The sequence below is a fragment of the Sphingobium sp. 3R8 genome, assembly GCF_020166615.1.
Classification (GTDB): domain Bacteria; phylum Pseudomonadota; class Alphaproteobacteria; order Sphingomonadales; family Sphingomonadaceae; genus Sphingobium; species Sphingobium bisphenolicum.
The window spans coordinates 235564-252199 of the sequence record NZ_JAIQXR010000003.1; the positions used below are offsets into that span (position 1 = coordinate 235564).

At 65.3% G+C, this 16636-nt stretch carries 15 protein-coding genes; 3 read left to right on the plus strand and 12 right to left on the minus strand.

Going from position 1 to position 16636, the window contains the following annotated elements; all coding sequences use genetic code 11:
- Nucleotides 1-23: 23 nt before the first annotated feature.
- Genes K9B33_RS04480 through K9B33_RS04530 form a run of 11 tightly spaced genes read right to left on the minus strand, consistent with a single transcriptional unit; the run spans nt 24 to nt 12806 of the window.
- Entirely contained in the window at nt 24-2081 is a 2058-nt protein-coding gene (locus K9B33_RS04480; RefSeq protein WP_224546992.1) for a glycoside hydrolase family 2 protein, read from the minus strand.
- A 10-nt stretch (nt 2082-2091) separates the two neighbouring features.
- Nucleotides 2092-3717: a glycoside hydrolase family 28 protein gene (locus K9B33_RS04485; RefSeq protein WP_224546993.1), complete on the minus strand. Its 1626-nt coding sequence runs from the start codon at nt 3715-3717 to the stop codon at nt 2092-2094.
- Nucleotides 3718-3776: 59 nt separating this feature from the next.
- Nucleotides 3777-4907, minus strand: coding sequence for an FMN-dependent L-lactate dehydrogenase LldD (lldD, locus tag K9B33_RS04490; protein WP_224546994.1), 1131 nt, complete (start codon nt 4905-4907; stop codon nt 3777-3779).
- A complete protein-coding gene (locus K9B33_RS04495) occupies nt 4904-5689 on the minus strand; it encodes a kinase (protein ID WP_224546995.1) in 786 nt (261 codons plus the stop codon). The genes lldD and K9B33_RS04495 overlap by 4 nt, the downstream gene beginning before the upstream one ends.
- On the minus strand, nt 5673-6632 hold the full coding sequence (locus K9B33_RS04500; RefSeq protein ID WP_224546996.1) for a 2-hydroxyacid dehydrogenase: 960 nt from the start codon (nt 6630-6632) through the stop codon (nt 5673-5675). The genes K9B33_RS04495 and K9B33_RS04500 overlap by 17 nt, the downstream gene beginning before the upstream one ends.
- Entirely contained in the window at nt 6629-7795 is a 1167-nt protein-coding gene (locus tag K9B33_RS04505) for a fumarylacetoacetate hydrolase family protein (RefSeq protein ID WP_224546997.1), read from the minus strand. Before K9B33_RS04505 ends, K9B33_RS04500 begins: the two co-directional genes overlap by 4 nt.
- Nucleotides 7796-7798: 3 nt before the next feature.
- On the minus strand, nt 7799-8569 hold the full coding sequence (locus K9B33_RS04510) for an enoyl-CoA hydratase/isomerase family protein (protein WP_224546998.1): 771 nt from the start codon (nt 8567-8569) through the stop codon (nt 7799-7801).
- Nucleotides 8566-9687 carry an extracellular solute-binding protein gene (locus tag K9B33_RS04515; RefSeq protein ID WP_224546999.1) on the minus strand — a complete coding sequence of 374 codons (1122 nt, stop codon included), beginning with the start codon at nt 9685-9687 and terminating at the stop codon, nt 8566-8568. The genes K9B33_RS04510 and K9B33_RS04515 overlap by 4 nt, the downstream gene beginning before the upstream one ends.
- On the minus strand, nt 9684-10874 hold the full coding sequence (locus tag K9B33_RS04520; RefSeq protein WP_224547000.1) for a CaiB/BaiF CoA transferase family protein: 1191 nt from the start codon (nt 10872-10874) through the stop codon (nt 9684-9686). Before K9B33_RS04520 ends, K9B33_RS04515 begins: the two co-directional genes overlap by 4 nt.
- A gap of 10 nt (nt 10875-10884) precedes the next feature.
- The gene (locus tag K9B33_RS04525) at nt 10885-11631 is read right to left on the minus strand and encodes an SDR family NAD(P)-dependent oxidoreductase (RefSeq protein WP_224547001.1); all 747 of its coding nucleotides are present in this window, start codon (nt 11629-11631) and stop codon (nt 10885-10887) included.
- Nucleotides 11628-12806: an aldose 1-epimerase family protein gene (locus K9B33_RS04530; RefSeq protein WP_224547002.1), complete on the minus strand. Its 1179-nt coding sequence runs from the start codon at nt 12804-12806 to the stop codon at nt 11628-11630. Before K9B33_RS04530 ends, K9B33_RS04525 begins: the two co-directional genes overlap by 4 nt.
- Nucleotides 12807-12880: 74 nt before the next feature.
- On the opposite strand from K9B33_RS04530, the gene K9B33_RS04535 reads away from it, so the two are divergent.
- A complete protein-coding gene (locus K9B33_RS04535; RefSeq protein WP_224547003.1) occupies nt 12881-13240 on the plus strand; it encodes an L-rhamnose mutarotase in 360 nt (119 codons plus the stop codon).
- Nucleotides 13241-13248: 8 nt separating this feature from the next.
- On the opposite strand, the gene K9B33_RS04540 is transcribed toward K9B33_RS04535, so the two are convergent.
- Nucleotides 13249-13998, minus strand: a complete 750-nt coding sequence (locus tag K9B33_RS04540; RefSeq protein WP_224547004.1) for a FadR/GntR family transcriptional regulator — start codon at nt 13996-13998, stop codon at nt 13249-13251.
- Between the two features lie 154 nt (nt 13999-14152).
- Between K9B33_RS04540 and K9B33_RS04545 the strand changes: the two genes are divergently transcribed.
- Together K9B33_RS04545 and K9B33_RS04550 are read left to right on the plus strand one after the other, a co-directional pair.
- Complete coding sequence (locus K9B33_RS04545) at nt 14153-15304, plus strand: mandelate racemase/muconate lactonizing enzyme family protein (protein WP_224547005.1); 1152 nt, start codon at nt 14153-14155, stop codon at nt 15302-15304.
- The gene (locus tag K9B33_RS04550) at nt 15304-16575 is read left to right on the plus strand and encodes an MFS transporter (protein WP_224547006.1); all 1272 of its coding nucleotides are present in this window, start codon (nt 15304-15306) and stop codon (nt 16573-16575) included. The genes K9B33_RS04545 and K9B33_RS04550 overlap by 1 nt, the downstream gene beginning before the upstream one ends.
- Nucleotides 16576-16636: the final 61 nt, after the last annotated feature.

Here is a 16636-nt window from a genome sequence, read left to right on the forward strand (position 1 = left end):
TGCATCGGGCGGCCATTTTTTCGTCAGGGCCGCGTCGTCCATATCCAGCGCACCGCATCGGTCAGCGCCGTGCCGCCCGCCTGCACCCGCGCATCGACCCTGTTCTCGCCCTTGGCCAGATCGATATCCCAGCTGGCGATATGGTCGTCCACCGGCACGCGGGTCCATGCTCCGTCATTCAGGCGCAGCTCGACCGCCGGTTGGTTGGAAAAGACCTGCACCTTCACCCGCTGCGTCCGCTTGGCGACGTCGCGGCGACTGGCGATGTGCAGCATCGGCGCGTTCGACCAATTGGCCTGATACCAATAATAGGCATCCTTGCGGACCTTGCGATCCTCGCTCACCAGCCCCTTGTCGTTGATCGCGGGACGATCACCCTCATTGCGCTTGAACGACGGGAAATCGATCCCAACCCAGACGAAGGTCGACCAGAGGAAGGGCCGCGTCTTCATCTCGCGCCAATGTTTGATGTGGAAATCGGTCTGATATTGTTCGGGATGCCAATAGCCATTGGATTCCGGCCGCTTCATCACCGGGTCTTCCTGATGCAATATGCTCGCCCCCGCGCCATATTCGCTGACGCCGATCGGACGCCCCGGTAGCTTCGCGTGCAATTCGTCGGCCCAGGGACCAATGTCTTCCGACTTGGTCCAGTACCAGCCGAAATAGCGATTGTAGGACACGGTGTCGCTATGCTGTGCGATCGGGTCGCTATCCTCCAGACAGCAATGGGCATAGGTGGTCGGCCGGGTCGGATCGAGCGCCTTCGCTGTCGCCTGCAACGCCGCGAGGATGCGGTTGGACGCCGCATCCGACTTGCGGATTTCATTCCCGATGCCCCAGAGCGCGACCGAAGGATGATTGCCCGTCTGCGCGATCAGTTCGCGCATCTGCTCGACCAGATTCTCGCGAAAGGCATCCGACGGGTCATGATCGTCGATCAGCGGCACTTCGGTCAGCAGCAGCAGGCCCAGTTCGTCGGCCCGTTCATAGACGCGCTGGGGATGCTGCATATGGGCCAGCCGCAACGCGGTTGCGCCCATATCGGCGAAGATCGCCAGATCCTCGTCGATCTCCGCATCGGTGACGATCGGCCCGCGCCCGAAGCGGGTCGGATGCTGGAGGTTGACGCCGCGCATCGGATAGGGCGCGCCGTTGAGCAGCACCGTGCCATCGGGCTTGACCGTGAGGGTCCGCACGCCCAGCGGCACGCTCTGGCTGTCGATGATCTTGCCGCCCTCCACCACATCGGTGACGACATGGTAGAGATAGGGCGATTTGCGCCCTTCCCAGAGATGCGGATTGGGCAAGGACACAGACTGCCTCACCGCCTCCCGCGCGCCAGTCGCCAACGTTGCGGGCGCGACATGCCGGGCCACGATCTTGCCGGCCGCGTCCACGATCCGGCTGGCGATAGTGAACTGCGCGGGCGTGGCGCGGTCGTTGCGCACCGCCACGGCGACATCGATCATGGCGCGGCGCGGCTGGAGCGCGACCGTGCGCGTCTGCACCCCCGGCCCGGCATGGTCGAGCCGGTCGATCGCCAGCGCATCGCTCTCGATCAGCGACACGCTGCGATAGAGGCCGCCAAAAATGTTGAAGTCGCCATTCAGCGGCGCGATATGGGTATCGCGGCTATTGTCGACCCGCACCGCCAGCAGGTTGCGCCCGGGCTGGAGCGCATCGGTCGCATCGACACGAAACGCGGCATAGCCGCCCTGATGCGCGCCCAGCTTCCGTCCGTTCAGCCAGATGTCGGCCTTCAGCGTTGCGCCGCCGAAATGCAGCAGATAGCGCTTGCCCGGCTCCGGCTGGTGATCGATTTCCAGCCGATACCAGGCCGGGCCGCGATAATAGACGCCCTCCGGCTCACCGCGCGCCTTGGCCCCGCCGACGCCGCTATCTTCAGCGTTATAGCTGTGTGGCACGTTGACCGGCGTCCAGGCGCGATCATCCAAATCGGGCGTTTCCGCTCCGGCCGCATCCGCCTTGACGAAACGCCAGCCCGTCGCGAGCGGCGTTTCGGTGGCGGCCTGAGCAACGCCAGGCAGCAGCAGGGCAAGCGCGAAACCATGGCGCATCGTCATTCCTTTAGCTCAAAGTCTGGATATCGCCGATCTGGATGACGCTGCTCGCGGTCGACCGGATCGCCGTGTCGCGGGCATGGCGGGACCGCAGGCCATCTACCATCGCCCCCTGCACGTCGTCGAACAGGATTGCGGGGCGCGCATCCGCCGCCTCCACGTCGAAACTGACGTCGCGCAGGCTGATGTTGCGGGCGTGGCGCACGTAAAGGCCGTGCGCCGGGAAAGCGCCCATGAAGCTGGGCTCCAGGCTGCTGGCGGGCCGTTCGGGGATAGTGCGGCGCGCATCCGCCTCGCTGCCGCCGCCGGCCGAACGGACATGGACGTTGGAGAAGCTGACATCCTCGATCGGTTCGCCCGGATTGCCGACGATACCACAGGCATAGGGGCCGGATGCGCCGGAGACATTGATGTCTGAAAAACGCACCCGGCGCACCTTTGACGGACCCGTGCCACGCGGAGAACGGTTGCGCGCCGCCAGCCGCACGAAAATCGGATGGTTGACCGGATTGCGCAGGTTGATGTCGCTGAAGGTCACGTCTTCCAGCACCCCGCCGTCGATCGCGCCTAGTTGCAGCCCGCGCGTATGGTCGCAGATGCAGCCCGATATCAGGATATTGCGGAAGCCCGTGGCGGAATCGGTGCCGAGCTTGATCCGGCCCAGCACGCCGACATCGTCGACCGAGCGATAAGGCGAGGGACGATAGCTGCCAGCGACGATCGATCCCAGATCATAGCCGCTGGTCTTGCAACCGATGATGGTGACATCCTCACAGAAGACCGGTTCATCGAGCGCATAGCTGCTCTTGAGGACGATTGCGTCATCCTTGGGCGCGTTGACGATGCAATTGCTGATCCGCACGTCGCGGCAACAGTCGATATCGATCCCATCGCGGTCGGTGTCGACCGTCAGATTGTCGATCGTGACATTGGTCGATCCCAGCACATAGCAGGCGAAATGCCCGCCCTGCAGGATGGTGAAGTCGCGCAGCAGCACATTGCGACAGCGGCGCAGCGCCACCGCCTTGTTGCCACGCCCCTCATAAGCCATTTCGCGCGGGATCGCCCGGCGCGCCGCGTCGGCGGACAGGCCTTGTTCCCTGGGTGCCTTCCAGCCCTCTATGCCATGCCAGCGCGGCGCCGGCCCTTCCCGGTCCAGGCCGATGCCGTGGATCAGCCCGCGTCCGACGATCGCCACGTCGGTGACACCGTCGCCATAAAGGAGGGCGTTGTGGAAATGGGCAACGCCATAATCGACATATTGTTCGTCATAGATGCCTTCGGGCAGGTCGTAGCGCCCCTTGTGCCGGCGCGGATCGGCGGCCTCGATCAGGCTGCCGGGCATCAGCAGCAAAGTGATGTAGCTTTTCAGGCGGATCGAAAAGCAGAGATAATGGCCCGGTGGCACCACCACCGTCCCGCCACCCGCCGCGCTGGCCGTCTCGATCGCGCGGTTGATGGCGTCGGAATCGACGGCGATGCCGTCACCCTTCGCGCCATGGTCGCGGACATTGTGGAAGCCGCCCAGCGAGCCGGTGGCGCGGACGGGCGATGCCGCCGATGCGAAGGCCGCGCCCAATCCCAAAGTCATGGCGCGACGGCTGAACATCGCGCGGTCGATCACGCTGCTCATGCTGCGATCCTCTCATTATGTTGTATGACGTATTACATAATGAGAAAGATGTGCCAACCCTAAACCAGCGACCTACTGTCCAACTCGGTGACGCTTTTTGCGCCGCTCAGCGCCATCGACACCTTCATCCCCTGCGCGATCAGTTCCAGCAGACGGGTCACGCCCGCCTCTCCCTGCGCCGCCAGCGCGTAGATATAGGCGCGGCCCAGCAGCACGCCGCGCGCGCCCAGCGCCAGCATCCGCACCACGTCCAGTCCGGTCCGCACGCCGCCATCGACCAGCAGGGTCAGATCGTCGCCCACTGCATCGGCGATGCCGGGCAGGGCGCGCGCGGTCGACACTGCGCCGTCGAGTTGCCGCCCGCCATGGTTGGATACGACGATGCCGTCGGCGCCGAAACGCACCGCATCGCGGGCGTCGTCCGGATCGAGTATGCCCTTCACGATCATCTCGCCCTTCCACACGTCCCTGATCCATTCCAGGTCGGACCAGGTGATGGACGGATCGAAATTCTCCCCCAGCCATCCGATATAATCGGCCAGGTTCGTAGGCTGGCCACGATAGGCGGAGACATTGCCCAGATCGTGCGGCCGCCCTTGCAACCCCACGTCCCACGCCCAGCCCGGACGGCCCATCGCCTGCAGCATCCGGCGCAGCGGCGCATTGGGGCCGCTCATGCCCGAATGGGCGTCACGATAGCGCGCGCCGGGCAGCGGCATGTCGACGGTGAAGACCAGCTTGGTGACGCCCAGCGCCTGCGCCCGCTCCAGCGCGTGCCGCATGAAGCCGCGATCCTTGAGCACATAGAGCTGGAACCAGACCGGCCGGCCGCAATCCTCGATCACTTCGGTCACCGAGCAGACGCTGACGGTGGAGAGGATATAGGGAATGCCAGCGCGACAGGCCGCCCGCGCCACCTGCAATTCGCCGCGCCGGCGCATCATGCCGCCGAGGCCGATCGGCGCGAGCAGCAGCGGCATCGCCATCTTCTCGCCGAACATCGTGGTTTCAAGACTCAGCGCAGACACATCGCGCAGCACCCGCTGGCGCAGCTTGATATCCGCCAGGTCGGCGCTATTGGCCGCCATCGTCTCTTCCCCGAACGCGCCGCCATCGACATAGTCGAACAGGAAACGCGGCAGCCGCCGTCGCGCCGCTTCGCGATAGTCGAGCGGGGAGGAGATGATCATGCTGTAGCCCCTGGCTGGCGGTTATGGTCGAGTTGCAGCGTGAGATCGGCTCGGCCGGGCATTTCCGCCAATATATGCCGGGTCAGCCGCTCATAATGCTGGACGAAGCGATCGAGCTGCGCAGCGTCCATCGCGCCGCTCGCCTTGCTGGCCCACAAGGTCTCCTCCTGCTCGCCGCGCCAGTCACGCACAACACCGAAGTCCGGCGCGGCGAGCAGAACCAGCCGGTCGATGCGGGCGAACAGTTCGGCATAGATGCCCCAGAGCTGGCGATTGACATGGCGCCGCCAGACCGTGTCCGGGTCTTCGATCCGCTCCAGCGCATTGATCGGTGCGGCGAGCGCCGATTCCGCCTGCGGCCGCGCGCCGACGCACCAGCCTTCGAAGATCAGGAGATCGACGGGTCCGGCCGCCTCCTCCCGATCGAACGGCTCGTCCCGCCCCTTGTCGAACCGCGGCAGCGGCAGCGCCTCGCCAGCCTTGACCGAATCCAGAATCGCGATCCCCCGCAACGCATCATGGGTGCCCGGCACGCCGCGGGTGCGCAGCAGCGGATGCACCGTATCGGCCAATTGTGCCCGCGCCGTGCCGCTCAGATAGAGATCGTCGAGCGACAGGATCGCCGTCCGCCGCCCCTCCGCCTCCATCCGCCTTTGCAGGCCGGCGGCGAGCGTCGACTTGCCCGAACCCTGCGCGCCGCACAGGCCCAGAATCAGCGGCCCGTCGGCCGCCGCAAGCCAGGCCCGCGTCGCCGCTGCGATCCGGTCAAGCGACGGGGTCAAGCAGCGGCTCGCCGGCAAAGAAGCGATCGAGATTGTCCGCAACCTTCATCCCCATGGCGGTGCGCGCCTCGATCGTGGCGCTGCCCAGATGGGGCAGCAGCACGACATTGGGCAGGTCGATCAGGGTGGGATGGACCTGCGGTTCGTTTTCATAGACGTCCAGCCCCGCCGCCGCGATCCGCCGCTCCGCCAGAGCCTCCGCCAGCGCGCCTTCATCGACCAGCGACCCGCGCCCGGTATTCACCAGCACCGCATGGACCGGCATCACCGCCAGCAACGCGGTATCGACCATGTGCCGCGTTTCCGCCCCGCCCGGCGCGTGAAGCGACAGGACATCCGCCTGCTGCGCCAGCGCGCCCAGATCGGCATAATAGGCGTCGGCCGGCATGTCAGCCGCAGGACGGCGGCTGTGATAGGCGATGCGCATCCCGAACGCCTGCGCCCGCCTGGCCACCGCGCGGGCGATCCGGCCGAAGCCGACCAGCCCCAACAGCTTGCCATCCAGCGACTGGCCGACAAGATGGGTCGGTCGCCACCCCGTCCAGTCGCCGGCGCGCAATTCGCGCTCACCCTCGGCCGCCCGGCGCATCGCCATCAGCATCAGGGTGATGGCGATGTCCGCGGTGGCTTCCGTCAACACGTCGGGCGTATTGGTAACGGCCAGTCCCGCTTCGCGCGCGGCGGCGAGGTCGATATGCTCATATCCCGCGCCATAATTGGCGATGATCCCTACCCGTCGTCCTTGGACGAGCAATATGTCGCGCGTCACCCGGTCGGTAACGGTCGGGCAGAGCGCATCATGATCGCGCATCGCCCGGACCAGCGTCGCTGCGTCCATCGGCCGGTCGCCTTCGTTGAAGGTCACATCATAGGATGCGGCCAGCCGCTGTTCGACTATGTCCGGCCAGCGCCGGGTGAGGAGAATCCGGGGGCGAGCGCTCACAACAGGCCTCGCTTGGCCAGATTGCGCATCAGCGCCCCTGCACCAAAGGTCCATGGTTCGACCCGATCGGTCGCCGTCACCCGATTCACCAACGTCCCCAGTTCATCGCAGCCAATGCGCACCTCGTCTCCTTCCGCATGGGTGAAGCCCCGTCCCGGCTCGCCCCGGTCCTGCGTCGGCGCGAACAGCGTACCGAGATAGAGGATGAGGCCGTCGGGATAGGAATGATGGGCGTTCACCGCCTGCGCCGCAAGCTCTGCCGGGGAACGGCTGATCTCCGCCATCGCCGACCGTCCATCCATGATGAAGCCGTCGGTACCATGGACCGACAGGGTGACGGTGATCGCCTCCACCACCTTGAGGTCGAACCCACCGTCGAATAGCCGCACGAAGGGGCCGACTGCCGCCGCACCAACATTGTCCTTGGCCTTGCCCAGCAGCAGAGCGGATCGCCCCTCGACATCGCGCAGATTGACGTCATTGCCCAGCGTCGCGCCGATGATCCGCCCGTCCGATGCTATCACCAGCACGACTTCGGGTTCCGGATTGTTCCAGACCGATGCGGGATGGACGCCGATGGCGCTGCCCGCGCCGACGGTGGCCATCGGCTGCGCCTTGGTGAAGATTTCGGCGTCTGGGCCGATCCCCACCTCCAGATACTGGCTCCAGGCGTTCGCGTCGATCAGCGTCTGTTTAAGCTGCGCGGCTTGCACCGATCCCGGCTTCAGGTCGCGCAGGTCGTCGCCGACCAGCGCGCGCACCTGCTCGCGGATTTGGACGGCGACCTCGGGATTGCCGCGCGCCTTTTCCTCGATCACCCGCTCCAGCATCGAGGTGACGAAGGTGACGCCCGCAGCCTTCACCGCCTGTAGATCGATCGGCGAGAGCAGCCAGGGCCGCAACGGATCGCGGCGTTCAATGGGGGTGTTGGCGAGGATGTCGATAAGGGGGCCGGCATCCTCGCCCTTCGCGTCGCGCAGCGCCTGCGCCGGGGAGACACTTTCGCACAGGTCACGCGCGGTCGCGAAGCGGGTGGAGATATCGGTCAGCCGATCGCCATCGACCCGCACCGGCGATGGCCCTTCGCAATCGGGACGCCAGATGCGGCCGAACAGCAGCGCGTCGGGATCGGCCGGCAGAATGGCGGCGGGGGTCAGGTCCATGACTCAGCGCCGCTGAAAGTCGGGCGCGCGCCGCTCGGCAAAGGCCGCGCGGCCCTCGGCGGCGTCGGCCGTGGCGAAGCAGATCGCCTGTAGGTCGCGCTCATAGTCGATCGCCTTGTCATAGGGCATCTGGTGCGCGGCGCGCAGGTTGAGCTTGGCCGTTTCGGCGGCGATCGGCGCGCGCTCTGCAATGGTCGCGGCGATGGCCTGCGCCCGGCCGAGCAACTGGTCGGGCGGCGTGACTTCGCTCACCAATCCCCATGCCAGTGCCTGCTCCGCGCTCACCATGTCGCCGGTGTAGAGCATCAGCGCGGCGTTCGACATGCCGATCGAATGGGCCAGGCCTACCGCCATGCCGCCGCCGCCGATCCAGCCCAGCTTGATCTCCGGCGCAGCGAAGCGGGCATTACTCGACGCGATGCGGATGTCGCAGGCCATAGCGGTTTCCAGCCCGCCGCCCAGCGCATAGCCGTTGATCGCCGCGATTACCGGCTTGCGGCAGGCGCGCAGCGCGTCGCAATAATCCTGCCGATTGCGAAAGTCCCAGGGGGTCGCATAGGCGTCCAGCGTCGAAATGTCGGAGCCGGCGGAAAAGGCCTTTTCGCCCGCCCCGGTGACGACCAACACTCGCACCGCGTCGGAACTGTTGCATTCGCTGACCGCAGCGACCAGCGCCGCCGCCATGTCGGGCGTCATCGCGTTGAGCTTTTCGGGGCGATTGAGCGTGATGGTGGCGATGCGATCGGCAATGTCGAAGCGCAGTTGGGCGCTCATAATGGGGTTCCTTTGCGGTGATGGCGGTGGAAGGCCGCTTCGATGGCGTCCAGCACGGGATCAGCGGGGTCGCCATCGATCAGGCCCGCGCGGAGGCGGTTGGAGGCTTCGGTCTGGAAGGGGATGGCACCGTCATGGCGCGGGCGCAGGCTGGCCGCCTCCAGCGTGGCGCGCGTGCCGCTGTAGAAACCGCCCCAGCGGGCATCGACTTGCGGATCGGCCCAGGCGGTACGGAGCGAGGGCTGGCCGTCCTGCGCTGGAATGAACTGGCGCTGGGCCTCCTCGCCCATCAGCCAGAGGAGGTGCGCCTTGAGCGCCGGGGTCATCGCGCAACGTTTCGACACGGCGATCCCGGTGCCGCCCAGGATCGATCCGATCCCTGCCGTCCCGCGTGGCGCATCGGCGAAACCTACGCGACCGGCGGCGGCATAGTTCACATAGCCGTAGATCAAAGGGACGAGGGCGATATCCTCGCCGGTCGCCATCGCTTCGAGCAACGCGATGGGATTGGCTGCAACAAACGCACGGCTTGTGGAGCCTGTGAGTCCCGCCATGATGGCATAGGCTTCGCGCCCGATCCGCCGATCGACAAAGGCATCCGCCGGGCGGGCGCCGCCCAGCGCGGCGACGATCGACTGGAAGGAGAGGATGGCGTGCGGCCCGGCGAGCGACAGCGCGACCGGCTGGCTGCCGGCAAGGTCGATCACCGCATCCCATGTCGTGGGCGGTCGATCGATCCGGTCGCGGGCATAGGCCATGACCTGCGTCGCCGCGTCGAGCGGCAGCGCCCAGTGCGCGTCGGCATAATGATAGCTGGCGAGCGAACGGCCGATCGCCGCCGTCTCCAGTTCTGCAAGCATCGTGGCGTCGAACAGGCTTTCCATCGGCAGCAGGCAGTCCTGCGCTACAGCTTCGCCGATATGAGGATGGTCCAGAACGATCAGGTCGTAGCGATCGGCGAGTTCCGCAATAGGCGCGGCTTCGAACCCTTCCAGAGAATGGCGGTCCCAGGCGATGGTCAGCCCCTGCCCAGGCGCTATGGCGCACGCGGCCGCCTCCAGCGCGCGATAGCCGCGCGGATGATCCCAGGTCAGGCCGCGATAAAGGGGCAGGCTCATATATGCTGGCGCACCACGCCGGATTCGATCAGTTGCGCGATTTCCGCTTCGCTGCGGCCGATTTCCGCCAGCACGTCGCGGCTATGTTCGCCGACCAGCGGCGCGCCACGGGTGATGGCGGACGGCGTCCTGGAAAAGCGGATCGGAAAGCCCGGCACCTTTACCCGGCCTTCGGTCGCATGGTCATATTCGACGAAGGTGCCGTTGTGGCGGATCTGTGGATCGTCGACCAGGTCGGCATAGCCATAGACCGGCCCGCACCAGATATCGGCGGCGCGGAACGTATCCAGCCAATGCGCCGTATCGCGGGTGGCGAGATGCGTCTTCACCTGGGCGAAAATGGCGTCGCGCTGGGTCCAGCCGTCGCGTTCCTCGTCCAGCTCGGCGAAGAAGGGATCGTCCAGCACCTGCCCCAGCGTCTTGAGCGACGCCATCGCCAGCGTCATATAGCCGTCGGCCGTTGCGAACACGCCATAAGGCGCGCGGATATAGCTGTGCGCATGGGGCTGCGCCGATCGCGTCTGCGCCTTGCCGCCGACGGTGAAGACCGACAATTCCTGCATCTGGAGCGTGGTGATGGCGTCGAGCATATTGACCTGCACCAACTGCCCCTCCCCTGTCCGTTCGCGGTGGAAAAGGGCGGCGAGTGCGCCTTCAAAGGCGGTATAGGCGGTCACGGCGTCAACCAGATATTGTCCGGCGGGCGATGGCGGCGCGCCGTCCGCCCCGGCCGAAAGCATCGCGCCGGACATGCCCTGAAGCAGCAGATCCTGCCCCGGATAGAGGCGGTAGGGACCATCCTCGCCATAGCCGGACATGGACACATAGATGAGGCGCGGGTTGATCGCCGACAGGGTCGCATAATCAACACCCAGCCGCTCGGCGACGCCGGGACGGTAATTCTGGAGAAAGATGTCGGCATCCTTGACCAGGTCGAGCAGCACCGCCTTCCCCTCGGGCGATTTGAGATCGATCGCCAGCGACCGCTTGTTGCGGTTGAGCGAGAGGAAGGAGACGTTGATGCTATTGCCGGTGGCGCCGCCCGCCGAAGCATGGCGCTGCCATTCGCCGCTGGTCGGTTCGACCTTGACGACGTCGGCGCCCATGTCGCCCAATCGCTGCGCCGCGAACGGCCCCGCCATGGCGATCGAACAGTCGAGAACGCGAATATCCTTGAGAATGGTCATTTATGGTCCTTCAGGCCATGACCCAGCCGCCGTTGACGTGCAGCGTCTGGCCGGTGATGAAGCCCGCCGCGTCGGCGGCGAAAAATCCGATGGCATGGGCGATATCGGCGGCGACGCCCCGGCGTTTGACCGCCTGCGCATCCAATACCATGCGGTTATATCCGTCCGGGTCGGGGTGGATTTTTTCTGCGTCGGTCGGAAAGGCGCCCGGCGCAATGGCGTTGACGGTAATGCCGTCGGGACCGAATTCCCGAGCCCAGGCGCGGGTCAGGCCGACCAGCGCGCCCTTCGATGCGACATAGGGCGACAGGTTCGCCCAGCCGCCCGACAGGGTGATGCTGGCGATATTGACGATCCGACCGAAGCCCCTGGCCCGCATCCCCGGCAGCGCCGCCTGCACCGCGACGATCCCGGCATCGACATTGATCCGCTGGACCAGCTGATGCTCCTCGATGGAAAAATCCTCGAAGGGCCGGGACGGATAGATGGCGGCATTGTTGATGACGACATCGAAACCATCATGCTCAGCGAGCAGATCGTCGAGCGTTGCGCGGAAGGCAGCAAGGTCCGACAGGTCGGCGGTCGATACGACCAGCCGCCCCGGTCCCTTGCACGCCGCCGCTTCGGTCAGCCGCGCCACCTTGGCCGGGTCATTGTCTACCGCGATCACGGTCGCGCCGCCTTCGATCAGGAGCAGCGTCGTTTCGAGGCCAAGCCCGCCGGCTGCGCCGGTATAGAGGATCGTCCGGCCCTTCATGCCGCATTCCCGATCGGCGGATAGTGGCCGGAAGGCGCGGGATAGTCGTCATCGGGCTGCAACTGGACGCCCTCGATCCGCGCCACTGCGGCCGATACCGCGGCGGCATCGGGCAGGACGCGCAGGATCGTGTCGTAGCGGCGCTCTTCGCCATGCTCCAGTTCGATCAGTTCGCCCCGTTCGCGCGCGAAATCCTTGCCCAGCACATGGTTGGTCGACGGCTCGATCCCCACTGCATAATGGCCGGCGTGCAAATTCTGCCATTCGAACATGGCGGGAAACTGGTCCTTGCGGGTGACGACCGAGAAGCCGAAGCCCAGCGCTTCGTTGACGATACCGACCTCGACCCGGCCGTCGGCGTCGGGCGCCATGTCATGCTGCCACACCTGTTCGTGGAAATTGACGATCGGAGCGGGCAAGGTGCGATATCCCACGCCCTGCGCCTGATAGGCATCGGCATGAGCGGCCCACAGCACGTCGCGGATCGGCGCAACATAGCGCGCACCTTCCGCGACCACCGGATGACCGACGTTGATATGATAGCAGAACATGTGCGGCGTGCGGTAGAAGCCGTGATTGACCACGCGGTCGGTCAGACGGATCTCGTCGCCGCCCAAATCCGCCTCGATCCGGCGGATGAGATGCAGATCCTCGCCGAAGACGGTCGACTGGCGGACGACGCCTTCCGCCCAGAAGGTACAGGCGTCGCCGTCCCATTGCTCGCCATAGCCGGTGAGTTGCGCCGGAATGGTGCCGATGCGGCCGTGCAGCGAAGAAGACACCGTCTCTCGCGGGCCATAATGATAATGGCCGGCGGGATCATCGTGCATGAAGAGGATATGGTCGAGGCCGCAGGTGATATTGAGACCGGACATGGAGCGGAACCAACCAAGCCCGCCCTCCCCTTCATACTCATGCAGGCCGGGATGGCGGAAGCCCGACGGCGAGTGCCAGCCGACGGCGCGCCCGGCATGGTCGCATTCGGCGATGTCCATGGCGCGGTCGACCAGCACGGTGAAGGCAAGCCCTGAGCCGGTGCGGAATTGCAGCATCCGCACGCCGCGCTCCACCCCATCCCCCAGGGTCATCAATCGCACGCCGGCAAATTGCGACAGCGCGCCGGATCGTTCGGCGATATGTCGTTTGGACACTTCGCCGCCATAAAGCCGGGCCATGATCAGCCTCTCCATCTTGTAAGACATATGATGAATATCTACACTGGACGGACTCGTCAACCGGGAGAAGGACATTGGGTGAGATTGTGCGACGTTGCTTCATGGTCGACCTGGTGGACGAGCCGGATTCGATCGCGCGCTATCGCGAATGGCACAAACCCGGCGGCCCACCGCAAGCGGTGAGCGATGCGATCCGCGCCGATGGCGTGACGGACCTGCAAATATGGATGATCGGCGACCGAATGGTGATGATCATGGAGCAGGATATCGCCCTTGCTCCCGACGGCGCAACCAAGAGGGCGCAGGATGCCGCCAATCCGGATGTCCAGGCCTGGGATGCCCTGATGCGAACGTTCCAGCGCCCTCTCCCATTTGCGCCGAACGTCACCTGGGCTGAAATGGAGCGAATCTACGCGCTCGACGAACAACCCTGAGCCGTGCGCTATGTCTCGACGCGGGAACTGCGCCGTTTTGCCCAGGAAGATTCTATATGCTCGCGCATCGCACGGGCAGCCGCCTCCGAATCGCCAGCGACGATCGCGTCGTGGATGCGCCGATGCGCCGCCTGGGTATCGCGCACATGCGCGACGCTCAGCTTGCCGGCATAGCCATGGGTGTTGAGCGCCTTGCCTTGGATGCCGTCGATGATCGCCTTGCTCAGCCGGTCGCCCGACATGCGCATGATGATGTCGTGGAAATGCACATCCTCATGCACATAGGCAGCAGGCATGTCGACCAGCCCTTCCAGCTTGTCGATCTGCGCCGTCAGTTCCGCCACGCTTTCGGGAGTCGCCTTTTTCGCCGCCTTGGCCGCCATCGACGCTTCAAGCGATGAGCGGATTTCGGAAAGATTGTCGAGATAGGACAGGCCGTCCTCGCGCCGGAACAAGGCCGCCAGGATCATCGGGTCCAGCAGGTTCCAATCGCGCGAATCGCGCACGATCGTCCCGCGTCCCTGCTGCGATACCACCAGTCCCTTCTCGGTGAGCGCCGTCGTCGCTTCGCGGACCACGGTGCGGCTGACGCCATAGAGGTCGCAGAGCATGTTTTCCGGTGGCAGCGCGGTGCCGGCGGGGTACATTTCCGTCACGATCGCATTGACCAGGTCTTCGACCACGGCCTCGGCCAAGCGGGGACGCCGCCGCACCCGCTGCGTTGCCGCCAAAGCCCCGCCGCCCAGTCTATCCTGCATGTATCTTCACGCCTTTTGTCATGCCTGCGCCCTGCACGACGCTAATTTCCAGCGTGGACCCGATTGACAAGCGCCGTCAAGACTTGTCAAACAACATAGATAATACATAATATGACTCGTGGCCGGTAACACCGGAAGGGTAGAGGACATCCCGATGAACATTACAGGCTATCGCAGCCTCACAGCCTATCATGACTGGCGGCGGCCGGTCGGCGACGTGAACGGCGTCGTCGAATCCGGCATTACCGAAGTCCCGGTCCTGCTGCTCGAAACCGATGGCGGTTTGACCGGCATCGGCCTTGGCCAGCATGGCGAGATCGACCGGCTGTTTCCCGCGGTCGAGGGCGCGGACCCGCGCGCGGTGTCGAGCCTCTATGATTCGATGCTCGCCCACGTGTTCAAGAGCGGCCACGCCGGCGCCACCTTCGGCACAATCGCGGCGATCGACATGGCATTGTGGGATCTGAAGGCGAAGATGGCGGAAGAGCCGCTGTGGCGCACGCTGGGCGCGGGTGACCGGTTCGTGCCGGGCTATGCCTCCGGCCTGTGCTACGGCCTGGAGGACGATGCGTTCGCCGGTCATTATGGCGCCTGGGCCGATCGCGGCTTTACCGCAGCCAAGATCAAAGGCGGCCGCGATCTGGACCGTGACATCGGCCGGCTGGAAACGGTGCGCGACATCCTGTCGCGGAACAGCCACCGGCCCGCGCTGATGCTGGACGTCAACGAAGCCTGGAATTGCAAGCAGGCGATCCGGCACCTGGCCGAGATCGAAAAGAGGATCGACCTGACCTGGATCGAGGAGCCGGTGCGGCGATGGGACGCGGCGGGCCATGCCGCCATATCGCGCGCCGTCAAAACTGCGGTGGCGACGGGCGAAAATCTCTCCGGCCTCGAACAATATGCGCCGTTGTTCGACGCCTGCGCCGTCGACATCGTCCAGACCGGAAGCGTTTGGGGCATCACCCATTTCCACCGGGTGGCCATGGCCGCCCATGCGCGTGGCCTGCCCGTCTCGCCGGTCGCCTATAACGCCAATCCGGTCGCCCATGCCGCCGCGGCCGTACCCAACATGATCGGCATCGAAGTGCAGGATTTCGCTTTTCCCACCGGCTTCGACGTCGACCAGCAGATTGCCGATGGCGGCATCATATTGGGCGACCGGCCGGGTCTGGGCATCGTGATCGACGAGGCGGCGATCGCGCAAAGTGTTGCCGGCAACGGCTGGAACGTGCGCGGGGGGCCGCATCGCAGGCCGCGCAATGCGGGGCTGCGCCTGGTCCCGGAAAGCCGGGCGGCCAACTGATGCACAGCATCCCCGCCCCTGCCGACCAATCATCACCGGTCTGGGTGACCGGCGCGGCGCGCGTCCGGCTGCAATTGTCGCTGATGGTCAATTTCTTCCTGCTGATGGCGCTCTACAGCGGCGTGCTGGGCGTGCTTCTGCCCAATCAGATCGCGGAGCTGTCGCCCGGTGCGAAGGAGAACAACCTCGCCCTGCTGTTCGCCATCACATCGATCTTCTCGACCCTGGCGACGCCGATCGCGGGCGCCCTGTCGGATCGTACGCGTAGCCGCTGGGGTCGCCGCGCGCCCTGGATCGCCATCGCATCGCTGATCGGATCGCTCTGCCTGTTCGGCGTGTCGCTGATGACGAGCTTCTGGTCGCTGATGATCCTCTGGGTGATGGCCGCGATCGCCTATAACGCCATGCAACCGGCGATGACGACGCTGATCGCGGACCGGTTCGCGCCGGTGTCGCGCGGCGGCGTATCGGGTATCGTAGGCGCGGGCATGACCGCGGGGTTGACGGCGGGCACGGTGGTCGCCGGCTATCTCGCCGGGGAGCGGGTGCTGGCTTATGGGCTGTTCGCGGCTGCCATCGCCGCCTCCTGCCTCGCCTTCGTCGCGCTCAATCGCGAACCGCCGAGCGACACGATGCCCCGCCGCCCGATCCATTGGGGCAGTTTCTTCAAGAGCTTCTGGATCAGTCCGCGCGCGCACCCCGATTTCGCCTGGGCCTTCGCCAGCCGCTTCACCATCTATATGGGCTATCAGGCGGTCGCCGCCTATCTTCTCTATATATTGCGCGACTATATCGGCCTGGCCGACGGCGCGTCGAACATCGCCATCGCCAACATGGCGCTGCTCACCCTGGTCTGCCTGGTCGCTTCCTCCTTGATCTCGGGATGGCTGTCCGACCGGTGGCAGCGACGCAAGCCGTTCGTTGTTCTAGGCAGCCTGATCATGGGTGTGGCGCTGACCGCCCCACTGCTGGCGCCCTCGATGACCGGCATGTGGGTTTATGCCGGCGTGATCGGCATTGGCTACGGCATGTTCATGTCGATTGACATGGCGCTGATGACGCAGGTGCTGCCGAAAAGCGCACTGGGCGACGAAGGCAAGGATTTGGGCGTGCTGACCACGGCGGTCAATATTCCCCAGATTCTCAGCCCCGTCATGGCCGCCATCCTGCTCGGCATGTTCGACAATGACTATCGCGCGATCTTCATCGCGGCGCTGCTGTTCGTGTTCGGATCGGCGCTTTGCGTGCTGCCGATCCGCTCGGTGCGCTAATTCATATTATGTATTACGTCATTTGACATATGCTGTGTGGTGCGCCATAAACACCGACAAT

What these genes read in the sequence shown, in the direction of transcription:
- K9B33_RS04480 (WP_224546992.1), bottom strand. Translation starts at nt 2,081, where the DNA reads ATGCGCCATGGTTTCGCGCTTGCCCTGCTGCTGCCTGGCGTTGCTCAG.
- K9B33_RS04485 (WP_224546993.1), bottom strand. Translation starts at nt 3,717, where the DNA reads ATGAGCAGCGTGATCGACCGCGCGATGTTCAGCCGTCGCGCCATGACT.
- lldD (WP_224546994.1), bottom strand. Translation starts at nt 4,907, where the DNA reads ATGATCATCTCCTCCCCGCTCGACTATCGCGAAGCGGCGCGACGGCGG.
- K9B33_RS04505 (WP_224546997.1), bottom strand. Translation starts at nt 7,795, where the DNA reads ATGGACCTGACCCCCGCCGCCATTCTGCCGGCCGATCCCGACGCGCTG.
- K9B33_RS04510 (WP_224546998.1), bottom strand. Translation starts at nt 8,569, where the DNA reads ATGAGCGCCCAACTGCGCTTCGACATTGCCGATCGCATCGCCACCATC.
- K9B33_RS04515 (WP_224546999.1), bottom strand. Translation starts at nt 9,687, where the DNA reads ATGAGCCTGCCCCTTTATCGCGGCCTGACCTGGGATCATCCGCGCGGC.
- K9B33_RS04520 (WP_224547000.1), bottom strand. Translation starts at nt 10,874, where the DNA reads ATGACCATTCTCAAGGATATTCGCGTTCTCGACTGTTCGATCGCCATG.
- K9B33_RS04525 (WP_224547001.1), bottom strand. Translation starts at nt 11,631, where the DNA reads ATGAAGGGCCGGACGATCCTCTATACCGGCGCAGCCGGCGGGCTTGGC.
- K9B33_RS04530 (WP_224547002.1), bottom strand. Translation starts at nt 12,806, where the DNA reads ATGGCCCGGCTTTATGGCGGCGAAGTGTCCAAACGACATATCGCCGAA.
- K9B33_RS04540 (WP_224547004.1), bottom strand. Translation starts at nt 13,998, where the DNA reads ATGCAGGATAGACTGGGCGGCGGGGCTTTGGCGGCAACGCAGCGGGTG.
- K9B33_RS04545 (WP_224547005.1), top strand. Translation starts at nt 14,153, where the DNA reads ATGAACATTACAGGCTATCGCAGCCTCACAGCCTATCATGACTGGCGG.
- K9B33_RS04550 (WP_224547006.1), top strand. Translation starts at nt 15,304, where the DNA reads ATGCACAGCATCCCCGCCCCTGCCGACCAATCATCACCGGTCTGGGTG.